General features: G+C 66.0%; 13 protein-coding genes and 1 tRNA gene. 10 read left to right on the top strand and 4 right to left on the bottom strand.

Annotated features, from left to right (window positions below):
• Nucleotides 1-46: 46 nt before the first annotated feature.
• Both WA965_RS15445 and WA965_RS15440 read left to right on the top strand, forming a co-directional pair.
• Nucleotides 47-694, top strand: coding sequence for a TetR/AcrR family transcriptional regulator (locus WA965_RS15445; RefSeq protein ID WP_526294022.1), 648 nt, complete (start codon nt 47-49; stop codon nt 692-694).
• Between the two features lie 140 nt (nt 695-834).
• Entirely contained in the window at nt 835-2319 is a 1485-nt protein-coding gene (locus WA965_RS15440; RefSeq protein WP_526294021.1) for an aldehyde dehydrogenase family protein, read from the top strand.
• Between the two features lie 22 nt (nt 2320-2341).
• On the opposite strand, the gene WA965_RS15435 is transcribed toward WA965_RS15440, so the two are convergent.
• Nucleotides 2342-4000, bottom strand: a complete 1659-nt coding sequence (locus WA965_RS15435) for a long-chain fatty acid--CoA ligase (protein ID WP_526294020.1) — start codon at nt 3998-4000, stop codon at nt 2342-2344.
• Nucleotides 4001-4188: 188 nt separating this feature from the next.
• Between WA965_RS15435 and WA965_RS15430 the strand changes: the two genes are divergently transcribed.
• The gene (locus WA965_RS15430) at nt 4189-4479 is read left to right on the top strand and encodes a CDGP domain-containing protein (protein ID WP_526294019.1); all 291 of its coding nucleotides are present in this window, start codon (nt 4189-4191) and stop codon (nt 4477-4479) included.
• Between the two features lie 27 nt (nt 4480-4506).
• Nucleotides 4507-4911, top strand: a complete 405-nt coding sequence (locus WA965_RS15425; RefSeq protein WP_526294018.1) for an HIT family protein — start codon at nt 4507-4509, stop codon at nt 4909-4911.
• On the opposite strand, the gene WA965_RS15420 is transcribed toward WA965_RS15425, so the two are convergent.
• Both WA965_RS15420 and WA965_RS15415 read right to left on the bottom strand, forming a co-directional pair.
• Nucleotides 4883-6349, bottom strand: a complete 1467-nt coding sequence (locus tag WA965_RS15420) for a sensor histidine kinase (protein WP_526294017.1) — start codon at nt 6347-6349, stop codon at nt 4883-4885. The two genes, WA965_RS15425 and WA965_RS15420, sit on opposite strands and share 29 nt — an antisense overlap.
• Before the next feature lie 66 nt (nt 6350-6415).
• Nucleotides 6416-7132 carry a response regulator transcription factor gene (locus WA965_RS15415; RefSeq protein WP_178361730.1) on the bottom strand — a complete coding sequence of 239 codons (717 nt, stop codon included), beginning with the start codon at nt 7130-7132 and terminating at the stop codon, nt 6416-6418.
• Between the two features lie 96 nt (nt 7133-7228).
• On the opposite strand from WA965_RS15415, the gene WA965_RS15410 reads away from it, so the two are divergent.
• From WA965_RS15410 to WA965_RS15385, 6 genes are all read left to right on the top strand, one after another.
• Nucleotides 7229-7975, top strand: a complete 747-nt coding sequence (locus tag WA965_RS15410) for a hypothetical protein (RefSeq protein ID WP_526294016.1) — start codon at nt 7229-7231, stop codon at nt 7973-7975.
• Between the two features lie 10 nt (nt 7976-7985).
• Nucleotides 7986-8060 (top strand) — tRNA-Thr (locus tag WA965_RS15405).
• A gap of 48 nt (nt 8061-8108) precedes the next feature.
• The gene (locus WA965_RS15400; RefSeq protein ID WP_526294015.1) at nt 8109-8513 is read left to right on the top strand and encodes an HNH endonuclease signature motif containing protein; all 405 of its coding nucleotides are present in this window, start codon (nt 8109-8111) and stop codon (nt 8511-8513) included.
• Nucleotides 8514-8630: 117 nt separating this feature from the next.
• Nucleotides 8631-9227 carry a PE-PPE domain-containing protein gene (locus WA965_RS15395; RefSeq protein ID WP_526294014.1) on the top strand — a complete coding sequence of 199 codons (597 nt, stop codon included), beginning with the start codon at nt 8631-8633 and terminating at the stop codon, nt 9225-9227.
• 22 nt (nt 9228-9249) lie between these two features.
• On the top strand, nt 9250-9609 hold the full coding sequence (locus tag WA965_RS15390) for a hypothetical protein (protein WP_526294013.1): 360 nt from the start codon (nt 9250-9252) through the stop codon (nt 9607-9609).
• A 175-nt stretch (nt 9610-9784) separates the two neighbouring features.
• Nucleotides 9785-11908 carry a DUF4185 domain-containing protein gene (locus WA965_RS15385; protein ID WP_526447754.1) on the top strand — a complete coding sequence of 708 codons (2124 nt, stop codon included), beginning with the start codon at nt 9785-9787 and terminating at the stop codon, nt 11906-11908.
• A 27-nt stretch (nt 11909-11935) separates the two neighbouring features.
• Here the strand turns inward: WA965_RS15385 and WA965_RS15380 are convergent.
• The coding region (locus tag WA965_RS15380) for a M15 family metallopeptidase (RefSeq protein ID WP_526447752.1) at nt 11936-12278 on the bottom strand (343 nt) is incomplete at its 5' end.

Genomic DNA, 12278 nt, shown 5'->3' with positions numbered 1-12278 from the left:
GACTCTATTGTGATAGAGCGACAGAAGGCAACCGTTAAACTTCACCGTGACCACGCGACGGAGTCCGAACCCAGTACAGCGTCGTCGAACTCTGTGCGACGTCGCGATCCGCCTGCTTGCCGAGGGCGGGCTGAAGAACGCCACCCACTTGAGGATCGATCGTGCCGCCGCACTTCCGGACGGGACCACGTCGTTCTACTTCCGGACAAGCTCTGCATTGCTGCGCGCTGTTGCCGAGCGGGTCGCCGAACTGGACCTCAAGGATCTGACGGCCGCAACCCGCGAACCCCGCGGCGCGTCTCGACCTTCGGGGTTGGCTGGCCTGGTGGCGCGATCGGCGACCGGGGTGCGTCTTGTCCGAACGAAGGCGCGCAATGAGCTCGGCCTACAGGCCGCGCGCGATCCCGTGCTCGCCGAGGCTCTCCGTGGCTACACCGAGGTGTTCTCCGCCCTGATCCGCGACGCGGTCGTGCAGCTCCAACCGCCGGGGAGCAAGACCGATTCAGCGGTGCTCGACGCTCAGACCTATGCGGTCACGACATTCGTCGGCGGCGTCATGCTCTCCCTGGCGACGGCGAACCGTTCAGTGCATACCGCCGACGAACTGGACTTCTACATCTCCGCCATCGTCCGGGGAATCGCGACGGAGTTGTCGGGGGCATCGCAGAGGAATCGCGCGATCAAGCGGGGGTGATCGTCCGCAGTCTTTGTGGGAATGCCAGCGCTCGGAACTACAACATTGCTGCATCTCAACATAAGTGGTGCTTTTTCATTCTCTATGACATTAGAGTCGAGGCAACGGACCGCGAACACGACGTCGAGTGAGGGATAGCGATGACCACAGCACAACCTGAGAACGGCCCGCTCGCGGGTGAACCGCGGATGCTGATCGACGGCGAGCTGCAACTCACAGCGAGCGGCGCGATGTTCGGAGTCGAGCATCCAGCTACCGAACAACTTGCCGGAGACGCGACCGACGCGACGACGGCCGACATGGAGCGCGCGGTCGGCGCAGCGCGGCGCGCCTTCGATCGCACCGAATGGTCGCGTGATGTCGGGTTCCGCTTTCACTGCCTCAGCCAGTTGCACGAGGCGCTGGACCGCAACAAGGAGCGACTGCGCCGGGTCCTGATCACCGAGGTGGGCTGTCCTGTCTCCGTGACCGGGAGCCAGATCGAGAGCCCGATCGACGAGGTCAAGCACTGGGCCGAACACGGCCGGGACTTCGAGCACCTGGTCGACACCGGGGTGCACGACACCCAACTGGGGCCCGCCCGACGAAAACTGCACTACGAGCCTGTCGGCGTGGTCGGGGCGATCACTCCGTGGAATGTGCCGTTCTATCTCAACATCGCCGAGACCGTCCCCGCGTTGATGGCCGGCAATACCGTGGTACTCAAGCCAGCGCAGCTGACTCCGTGGTCCGGAAGCGAGCTGGGGCGCATCGTCGCCGAGGAGACCGACATCCCCGCCGGCGTCTTCAACGTGGTGACCGCGAACGCCAACGAGGTCGGCGCCGCGCTGTCGGCAGATCCGCGGGTCGACATGATCACCTTCACCGGATCGACGGCCACCGGGCGGGCGATCCTGGCCGCCGGGGCACCGACCATCAAGAAGACCCTGCTCGAACTCGGTGGTAAGTCTGCCCACATCGTGCTCGACGACGCCGATTTCAGTGCGTCACTGCCGCTTGCGGCGATGATGGCGTGCGTGATGTCCGGTCAGAGCTGCATCCTGCCCAGCCGGATTCTGCTGCCGCGCAATCGTTATGACGAAGGGCTGGCGATCCTGCAGGCCAGTATGGAGAACTTCCCGATGGGCGATCCGTGGGTTGCGGGCAACATGCAGGGACCACAGATCAGTGAGACACAGCGCACGAAGGTTCTCGGGTTGATCCAGTCCGGCATCGCGTCAGGGGCACGAGTGGTCACCGGTGGCGGCATCCCGGAGAGCCTGCCTGTCGGGTACTATGTCCAGCCGACGCTGTTGGCCGATGTAGATCCCGATTCCCAGGTGGCACAGGAGGAGATCTTCGGTCCCGTGCTCACGGTCACGCCCTACGACACCGACGACGAGGCGGTCGCGATCGCCAACAACACCATCTACGGCTTGTCCGGCGAGGTGAGTAGCGCCGATGTGGACCGGGCCTTTGCGGTGGCCGAACGCATGCGCACCGGCAATGTGACGATCAACGGCAAGTCCCACTTCGGCGTCAACAGCCCGTTCGGTGGTACCAGACAATCCGGACTCGGTTACCGCAACGGCGCGCAGGGCTACACCCAGTACCTCCACATCAAGACGATCGGAATGCCTGCGTAGGGCAGTACGTCAAACGCGCGGTTCACTCGGGGTGCGCAGCGCTCGGCAGTCGGTGTTCCCTGTACTGCTTGCGGAGCTCGAGTTTGAGTACCTTGCCGGTCGCGGTGTGCGGCAATTCGTCGACGAACACGACATCCTCGGGCAGCCACCACTTGGCGACCTGGCCGGCGAGGTACTCGAGCACTTTCTCGCGGGTGGCGGTGTGCCCGTTGCGCAGCACCGCGATGAGTAGCGGACGCTCCTGCCATTTCGGATGTGCCACCCCGATCACAGCGGCCTCGGCGATTGCCGGGTGGCCCAGGGCGGCGTTCTCCAGGTCGATCGAACTGACCCACTCACCGCCGGACTTGATGACGTCCTTGGCCCGGTCGACCAACTGCAGGTACCCATCGGGGTCTATCGTGGCGACATCCCCGGTCGGGAAGAACCCTTCGGCGTCGAGTTTGTCGCCGCCCTCGCCGCGGTAGTAGCCGCTGGCGATCCACGGACCGCGCACCCACACCTCACCGAAAGCCTTTCCGTCCCAGGGCAGTCTGTTGCCGTCGTCGTCGACGATCTTCAGTTCCACCCCCCAGACGCCGCGGCCCTGCTTCAATTTGATCCGGGTGTGCTCCTGCTCGGAGAGCCCTTCGTGTTTGGGCAGCAGTCTGCCGATCACACACAGCGGGCTCGTCTCGGTCATCCCCCAGCCCTGCATCGACACGGCGCCGAAGTCCCGGTCGAAACGCTCGATCATCGACTGCGGGAGAGCCGCTCCGCCGGTGCCGGCGATGCGGAGTCCGAGTTCGTGCGGATCGATCTCCGGGTGCTCGTCGAGATAGGCGAACAGCATCATCCACACCGTCGGCACACCTTGGCTCTGGTTGACACCTTCGGATTTCATCAGGTCGTAGACCGACGCGCCGTCCAGGTGCGGTCCGGGCATCACGAGCTTGGCGCCGACCATCGCCGCGGTGTACGGAGTCCCCCATGCGTTGGCGTGGAACATGGGCACCACCAACAGGATCCGGGAGCCGCTGTGGATGTCGATCGCGTCCCGCGCTGCGGTCATCAGCGTATGAAGCATCGTCGAACGGTGCGAGTAGAGAACACCTTTCGGGTTTCCAGTGGTGCCTGAGGTGTAACACAGCGACGACGCGCTGCGCTCGTCGAATTCAGGCCAGTCGTAGTGCGTGGACTGCTTGCCGATGAGCTCATCCCAGCACAGCAGACGATCCGCGGAAATGCCGGGGATGTCGGGCATGTGCTCGCGGTCGGTCATCACCACGAACGTCTCCACCGACTCGAGCTGGGGCGCGAGCTGCCCGACCAGCGGCGCGAAGGTGCTGTCGAAGAACAGCACCCGATCCTCGGCATGGCCGACGATGTAGACGATCTGTTCCGGGAACAGCCGCGGGTTGACGGTGTGCATGACCGCCCCCGAACCCGAGACCCCGAAGTACAGCGCCAGGTGGCGATCACTGTTCCAGGCCAGGGTGGCGACCCGGTCCCCCTCGGTGATGCCGAGTTCGGCCAGGGCATTGGCCACCTGCCTGGACTGCTCTGCCACCTGCGACCACGTCGTACGCCGGGTGTGGCCCTCTGCGGTCCTGGACACGATCTCGGTGTCGGCGTGAAACGCCGCGGCGTGCTCGATGAGCGAGGAGATCATCAACGGCCGGTCCTGCATCAATCCCAGCATCCAGCCAGGTTATAGAGGCGCCACCGGCTTGTCGGCGAGTTGTCGAAAACGTCGGGTGCTCAGCGGCTTTCACTCCTCCCGCGGCCGCCATCCCAAAGGCCGTAAAAATCACATGCCCGGGCGGTAGCATCGGGTCGGCTTTATCTGCCACCCACGTATGCCCGGCGACGCTGTGACGGGAGACAACCATGAAGCGCTCCGTGGTCGCAGGATTGACCACCCTGTTGACGGTGGTGGGGTTGTTCGCCTCCGCGCCGCAGGCGGGTGCCGGGTGCCTGTACGGCGGACCCGTCATCAGCAAGTGCGACGGAGCCGTCCAGCCCGACGGCACCTGGGAACGTTGTGTGGCAGTGGCCAAGATGATCCCCCGCGGCGCGAGCTCGTACCTGGTGCCTGAACGGCGCTGCGGCCTGATGGGTCCCGGCCAACCAGCTGGGGATCTCGCCTTCGCCGACCCACCCATCCACATCGCCGACTGACCCACGCCTCTGAGTAGCGTGGGCGCCATGGCGACCGTCTTCACGAAAATCATCAACGGGGAGATCCCCGGCCGATTCGTCTACTCCGACGACGAGGTCGTGGCGTTCCTGACGATCGAGCCGATGACGCAGGGCCACACGCTGGTCGTGCCCCGGGCCGAGATCGATCAGTGGCAGAACCTCGAACCAGCGGTGTTCGGCAAGGTCATGGAGGTCTCCCAGCTGATCGGCAAAGCGGTCTGCCAGGCGTTTTCCGCCGACCGTGCCGGCGTCATCATCGCCGGCCTGGAGGTGCCGCATCTGCATGTGCACGTTTTTCCCGCGCGCGACCTGTCGGACTTCGGCTTCGCCAACGTCGACCGCAACCCGTCGGCGGAGTCGCTCGACGAGGCGCAGACGAAGATCAAGGCTGCGCTGGCGCAGCTGCGCTGACCGGACTCGCCGCGTCGGCGAATCGCGGCAGCTGGACCCGGAAACGGCACCCCTGACCGGGCGCGGTGCTCACGGTGACACTGCCGCCGTGCGCATACACCAGCGAGTCGACGATCGACAGGCCCAGCCCGGTGCCACCGCTTGCCCGCGCCCGGGACGAGTCGGCGCGGTAGAACCGCTCGAAGATGCGCTGCGCGTCGTCCGGCCCCATCCCCGGTCCCTCGTCGCACACCTCCAGCACACTGCTGTCGCCATCGGTGCCCACGCGCACCGTGACGCCTGCGTTCTCCGGGGTGTGCTGCAGCGCATTGGCCACCAGGTTGCTCAGCACCTGGCGAAGCCTGGCCTCGTCGCCCAGCACTTCGGGCGTGCCGGGCCCGTCGAAAATCTCGACCCGGATCCTGCGCTGCGGCGCGATCGACTGGGCGTCGTGCACCGCATCGGTGGCCAGCGTGAGCAGGTCCACGCGATTGTGTTCCAGTGGACGCTGGGCGTCGAGCTGAGCCAACAGCAGCAGATCCTCGACCAGCAGACCCATCCGGCGCGACTCGCTTTCGATGCGGCTCATCAGCATCTCGACGTCGCGGGCGGCGCCCTGCCGGTACAACTCGGCGAACCCGCGGATCGTCGTCAACGGCGTCCGCAGCTCGTGACTGGCGTCGGTGATGAACCTGCGCATCCGTTCCTCGGAGGTGCGGGCCTGGTCTGCCGACGATTCCGAGGACGCCATCGCACGCTGGATCTGGGCGAGCATGCCGTTGAGCGCCAAGGACAGCCGGCCCACTTCGGTCCGGGGGTCGCGTTCAGGGACCCGACGGTCCAGTTGGCCCGCGGCGATCGCGGCCGCTGTCTGCTCGACCTCCGCCAGCGGGCGCAGGCTGCGGTGCACGACGGCGTAGCCCGCAACGCCGAGCACGAGCAGGACCGCCGTCCCGATACCCGCCTGCGCATAAACCAGTGACCGCATCGTCGACTTCACATCGGACAGGTCGATGGCCACCGTGGTGAGCTCGCCGCGCAGCCCCCGCACCGTCATCGCGCGCCACTGGACGTCGGAGTGATCGACCGATCCGACGGTGACCGGCACCGGTCCGACGTCGTTGTCCGCGGGAAGCATGGGTTCGGCGACACGATCGTTGACGGCCATCCAGACGTGCCCGTCCGGGTCGATGCCGCGGACGTAGAAGTCCGACGGCGGACGCGCGGGGTTGGGATCGTCGATGGGGGTGGTGGGCAGCCGTCTCGGCACCTGCGCCCACCCCCGGGAGGCATCGAGCAGGGTGTCGTCGACACGGTTCATCAGGCTGTGCTGCAGGATCGTGGTGACGGCCACGCCCGAGGCCAGTAGACCGCACGCCACCAGCACCAGCGTGGCAGCCACCAGCGCCACCCGGAGCGGGACACCCCGCCCCTTCCGACGCTTGACCTGACCAGTCACGCTCCTATTGTCGGCTCATCGGAACTCGTCGGCTCACCGGTGCCTGTTCGCTCTTCGCGCAAGCGCTCATCGTGGTTCCCGCAGGACGTATCCCACCCCGCGCAGCGTGTGCAACAGCCGCTTGTCGCCGGTGTCGACCTTGCGCCTCAGGTAGGAGACGTACGACTCCACGACGTTGACGTCGCCGCCGAAGTCGTAACGCCACACGTGGTCGAGGATCTTCGGCTTGGAGAGCACCGTGCCCGCGTTGATGATGAAGTACCGCAGCAGCGTGAACTCCGTCGGCGACAGCGAAACCGGCTCGCCCGCCTTCCACACCTCATGGGTGTCCTCGTCGAGTTCGATGTCGGCGAACGTCAGCCGCGACGTGCGAGGCTCGTCGTGGCTCCGACCGGTACGCCGCAGGATCACCCGCAGCCTGGCCACCACCTCTTCGAGGCTGAACGGTTTCGTCACGTAATCGTCGCCGCCCAGCGTCAGGCCGGCGATCTTGTCCTGCAGCGTGTCGCGCGCGGTCAGGAACAGTGCCGGGCAATCGATGCCGTCGGCTCGCAGCCGGCGCAACAGCCCGAAGCCGTCCATGCCGGGCATCATCACGTCGAGGATCACCGCGTCCGGTCGGATCTCGCGTGCCTTGTCGAGTGCGGCGGCTCCGTTGGAGGCGGTGTGGACCTCGAAGCCCTGGAATTTCAGGCTCACCGAGAGCAACTCGACGATGTTGACCTCGTCGTCGACCACCAGTACGCGCGCCTCGGGAACGTTCTCCGGAATGGGCATAGCCATGACCCACAATCTCCTCCAGTTCGCTGGAGAATATCCTGCTCGCCAGCTGTGCACTTCCTGTGAGTTTGTTCTTGGCGGAGTCCCTAGACTGGGCAAATGAACCTCGGCAAAGCCCTGACGGACCTCGCGTTCACACCGGTGCGGGTCGGCCTGGCCGTCGCGGAAGCAGGCCTCGGCGTGGCCAAGGGCGGCGTGGACGTCGCCTACCGCACACTGGGCGAACCCCAGGATGGGGTGAAACCGGGCAGTCCGTCGTTCGCGCATCTGCTCGGAATCGACGACGCGGTGGAACGGGCGAACCGGCTGGCCCGGTTGATGGACGAGGATCAGCCGCTCGGGCGCGCACTGGCCCCGGACGGCGCACTGGACCGGCTGCTCAGGCCGGGGGGTGTGGTGGATCGGTTGACCGCCCCCGGCGGCGCACTGGACCGGCTCACCGAGGAGGAGAGCGGGCTGATGCGCGCCATCGAACCCGGCGGGTTGGTGGACCAACTGCTCGCCGAGGAGGGCTTGGTCGACCGGCTGCTCGCCGAGGACGGCGTCGCAGATCGACTGTTCGCCGAAGGCGGCGTCGTCGACACGCTCACCGCGCGCAACGGACCACTCGAGCAGCTCGCGACGGTCGCGGACACGCTGAACCGACTCGCACCCGGACTGGAAGCGCTGGAACCGACCATCGAGGCGCTGCGCGAGGCGGTGATCGTGCTCAGTCAGGTGGTCAACCCACTGAGCAACATCGCCGACCGGATTCCGTTTCCGGGCCGCCGCCCCCGCACCCGCCCGATCAATCGGCCGGTGACGTCGCAGCGGGTTATCAACGTCGACGACGAGCCGATAGGCTAGGCCCGCTTACGCCTCCTTAGCTCAGTGGTAGAGCTCCCGTCTTGTAAACGGAAGGTCATCGGTTCAATCCCGATAGGAGGCTCCACGATCCGACGACTACTGGTTGTCGGTGGCCCGTCGTAGCGTCACCTGTGTGAGACAGTGTCGCGGCTGTGGTTCACCGCTTACGAAGCGCAGCCAGAAGATCTACTGCAGCAACGCGTGTCAGGCGTCGGTTCGGCGCGACACGGGGATACAACGTTGGCTGGAATCCGGCGAGGCGTGGGTGGACAGTCGACGCGGTCACTACATCCGGCTGCATCTTGCCGCCGCCCAGTCGGGCTGCTGCGCGATCTGCGGCCGAGCCAGCGTGTGGCTGGACCAGCCCCTCGCCCTGGTGATGGACCACATCGACGGCAACCCGGAGAACAACCGACGGGAGAACCTGCGGCTCATCTGCCCGAACTGCGACTCGCAGCTACCGACGTACAAGAATCGCAACCGCGGCAACGGGCGCCACTACCGCAGACAGCGATACGCCGACGGTCAGTCCTTCTAGCGGTGACATCCCAGCGGGGGGCTGGCTGCCCACATCGAACCTCTTGATATGCAACAGCTTTCAACTCGCCGTCGGTAGCCAGGACATACCGCAGAGGTAGGATCTAGCGGTGAGCTCATGGTGAGCACCGTCCTCACCCTCGGCGGCCTGAACTACGGCACCGCCGACCGCGTGGGCAAGGCGCTGTCCGGTTACGCGGCGAAGGCCGACCGGGTGATCGTGACGTATCCGCAGTCCGCGTCGCCGAAGTCCATTCCCGCGGGGGTCGAGGCGCTGGATCTCGCCCTCCGGTCTGCCCTCTCGAACGCGTCAGGTCCGATCGACGTCGTCGCGCACAGCCAGGGTGCCGAGGTCGTGTCCGAATGGCTCGAGCAGCACGCGCGACGACCGGACGCCGCGCCGGCCGACCGGCTGCGATTCATCCTGCTCGGCAACCCGCGTCGCCGGTTCGGCGGCACAGGAACGCGTGGACTCGACGGCGAACCGCTGCGCCGCACCCCGGACGACACCCAGTACACGGTGCTCGACATCGCCCGCGCCCACGACGGCTGGTGCAACGGCGATGGCTGGCCCGCCGAGCAGCTCACCGTGGTGAAGAAGGCGCGACTGCTCGGCGGCCGGTTCCTCGATCACCTCGACTACAGCGACGTCAACATCAACACCGCGCAGGTGCGGGCGCGCGTCGGCAATACGACATACTTGGTCGCGCCGTGACCAGTCCGACCGAGGAGGACCGATGGCCGAAGCGGGACTGTGGGTGGCGTGGGGAGTGCCGACGCGTGGCCGTGAGCGCAAGGCACTGGCACTGCTGATCGAGACCCAGGACTTCCTGTCGGGCCTTCAGGAGCAAAGCCGGATCGAGCGCTTCGACCGCGTTGTCCTCAAGCCGCAAAACATCGAGCTCGGCGGCTTCTTCTTGATCCACGGTTCCGACGAGCAGATCGACGCGCTTCGCCGCGACGAGGATTTTGAGCTGTGGCTCCAACGAGTGCAGCTCGTCGCCGACCAGGTCGGCATCGTCGACGCGTGGCTCGGCGACGGCATTGCCGAGGCTGTCGGACTTTACGAGAAGGCGCTGGAGACACTCGACGAGTAGGCCCGGATCTATTTGCTGTAATCCACTTCGCGCGGCCTGGACGCCTCAAATCCAAAGGTCACAGTAACAATACGAAAGCTGTGACGATTTAACCTTTTGCCGCCCGTTCGCACGTCGATGCGATTGAATGTCCACGACGACGGGGGTCGCACAGGGCTGGATTCGAAGGGGTTTCATGGGTGCCGCAACGTACGTCGGTCGAGTGGGCGGTCTAGCCGTCGCGTTGGGCGTCGGATCAGCAGTCTTTGCAGGGCAGGGCGTGGCGTGGGCCGACGACACCGATTCGTCGCCGTCAAAATCGTCGACCTCAGCAACGTCGAACGACGACACCGGGGACCGCACCACAGCGGGCAAACGGGACGACGCCAAGGAGTCCGCGGACACCGACGACGACGCTGAGTCTGACGACGACACGGACGAGGACGCCGACGACGCCGAGCCTGACGACGACGAACCCGACGCTGACGAGGACGAGGACGAAGGTGCCGACGAGGACGAGGACACCGAACCGGAACTCGACGACAGCGACGACGTCGATCCCGATGACGACCCGGAGCCTGAAGACCCTGCCCCCGTCGACGAAGCCGAACCGGAACCAGACGACGACACCGCCCCTCAAACCGACACCGACACTCCCGCAACACCTGCCGCAACCAAGCGATCACAGACCGTAACGGCGGACAAATCCGCTACCGAGAAGTCCACGACCACAACCGTCGAGACGTCGGACGACCCTGCCGTGGTGCCGAAGGAGCCGGCCAAGGTCGCGGTGTTCGCCAGCGCCGGCACCCTGGCCAACTCCAGCCCGGCCGCGGTGTCGCCGACGGTGGCAGCCCTGCTGTCCACCCCGCCGTCCACCACGTCCACGCCGAAGCCGAACCTGGTCACCGCGGTGGTGAACGTCGTCAACAGCATGCTGGACTGGGCTCGCCAGAAAGCCGACGCGACCCCCGAGAGTGCCCCGCAGCCACCGTTCCTGTGGGCGCTGATGTCGTTCGCCCGGCGTGAGCTCGAGAACCTGTTCGTGTCGCGCAGCACCGTCAGTGCGGCCCAGGCCAGCGTCGTCGCTCCCACCAGCCTGGCCCTGACGACCGCCGAGGCCACCACCGCCGCGGCGTGGGTGCCCTACTCGCCGTGGCTGAACCCTCAGGTCAGCCCCTCGACGAACTTCGTCAGCTGGGTGACCGGGAAGAACGTCTACAACGACGAGACGATGGCCAACACGCTGGCGCGGTACCAGATCTACGGGACCGATGTCGGTGTCATGTGGGACAACGGAATTCCCGACGATCCGTCCACCCCCTGGAACGAGAACCAGGTGTTGATCGCTGTCGGCGACAGCTTCGGCTCCGCCAACATGAGCGGTAGGTGGATCTACAACACCTTGTTCCGCAGTTCGGACGACGACCTGTCCGACGGCATGACCATCCCGGACGGGGAGTGGTTCAACGGCAACATGTTCGGCGGTGCCCCGCTGTCCGGCCCCACGCAGGCCCGGCCGATCATCAACCGTCCGTCGTGGCTGCCCAACTCGGTGACACTCATTCCCACCGCGGGTCTCTCGCTGTCGACGCCCGACACCGAGTTCGGCGCCACCCAGTACGTCAGCTTCATGTCGGTGTCGAACTGGGGCTCGGCAGGTCGGTGGAGCACCAACTACTCGGCGATCGCGTACTCGACGGACAACGGTGAGAATTTCACCATCGCGCCCGAAAGTGTGCGGTACAACTCCATTTTCAGCGGCAACCGGAATTTCCAGCAGTCTGCGTTCGTCAAGGGCGACGACGGCTACGTCTATTCCTACGGCACCCCGAACGGCCGGCAGGGCGCTGCGTACATCTCGCGGGTGGCCGAGGCGGACATCCTCGACGTGTCCAAGTACGAGTACTACAAGAAGGCATCGTCGGGCTGGTTCGGAAGCAGTCCCGCCAGGTGGGTCAAGGGCAGCCCGTCGTCGGCCTCGGCGATCATCGGCAAGTCCGGCGGAGCGTGCGGCCAGACCAAACCCGGTTACACCGTCAGCGAGATGTCGGTGCAGTACAACGACTATCTGCAGAAGTACATCGTGCTGTACGGAGATCAGTCCAACAACATCGTCATGCGCACCTCGGACACCCCCGAGGGGGAATGGTCGGAGGCGACGGTGCTGATGGGTCAGCAGACCGGTGGGATCTACGCGCCGATGATGCATCCCTGGTCACCGTCGACCGTGGGCACCGGTTCGGATCTCTACTGGAATCTGTCGCTGTGGTCGGAGTACAACATCATGCTGATGCGCACCGATCTCACCAAGCTCTGAGGGCCGAGCGACCGTGACCGTCCGGCCCTAGTCGACCGGCACGTCGAGGATCGGCCGCGCCACGTCGGCTCCTGGTCCGTCGAAGTGCCACCACTCGCCGGAGTAGACCGCCAGACCTCCCGCGGCCATCGCATCCGCCAACCGCGCGCGGTTCGCTCGGGCCGCGGCCCCGACTCCGTCGGTGGCATCGGCACGGCCGCGGGGTGAGAAATCGTCGAATCCGGTGCCCATGTCCACCAGCCCGTTCGGGCCGGCGAGCGTCACGTCGACGGATCTGCCTGCCTCGTGGCTGCGTGCGTACAGCCCGGGGCGGGCGACCCAGGCGGGGTCGGGCACCGCCTCGAACATCGCCACCTGCACGGCGTGGGGC

Origin of the sequence: Mycobacterium sp. (assembly GCF_049683935.1) — a bacterium.
Taxonomy (GTDB): domain Bacteria; phylum Actinomycetota; class Actinomycetes; order Mycobacteriales; family Mycobacteriaceae; genus Mycobacterium.
This window is presented reverse-complemented; position numbering and strand designations above follow the sequence as displayed.

Excerpts from the sequence above, each read along its gene's own strand:
- WA965_RS15410 (WP_526294016.1), top strand. The coding sequence starts at position 7,229 with ATGAACCTCGGCAAAGCCCTGACGGACCTCGCGTTCACACCGGTGCGG.
- WA965_RS15435 (WP_526294020.1), bottom strand. The coding sequence starts at position 4,000 with ATGCTGGGATTGATGCAGGACCGGCCGTTGATGATCTCCTCGCTCATC.
- WA965_RS15395 (WP_526294014.1), top strand. The coding sequence starts at position 8,631 with ATGGTGAGCACCGTCCTCACCCTCGGCGGCCTGAACTACGGCACCGCC.
- WA965_RS15440 (WP_526294021.1), top strand. The coding sequence starts at position 835 with ATGACCACAGCACAACCTGAGAACGGCCCGCTCGCGGGTGAACCGCGG.
- WA965_RS15425 (WP_526294018.1), top strand. The coding sequence starts at position 4,507 with ATGGCGACCGTCTTCACGAAAATCATCAACGGGGAGATCCCCGGCCGA.
- WA965_RS15415 (WP_178361730.1), bottom strand. The coding sequence starts at position 7,132 with ATGGCTATGCCCATTCCGGAGAACGTTCCCGAGGCGCGCGTACTGGTG.
- WA965_RS15385 (WP_526447754.1), top strand. The coding sequence starts at position 9,785 with ATGGGTGCCGCAACGTACGTCGGTCGAGTGGGCGGTCTAGCCGTCGCG.
- WA965_RS15430 (WP_526294019.1), top strand. The coding sequence starts at position 4,189 with ATGAAGCGCTCCGTGGTCGCAGGATTGACCACCCTGTTGACGGTGGTG.
- WA965_RS15390 (WP_526294013.1), top strand. The coding sequence starts at position 9,250 with ATGGCCGAAGCGGGACTGTGGGTGGCGTGGGGAGTGCCGACGCGTGGC.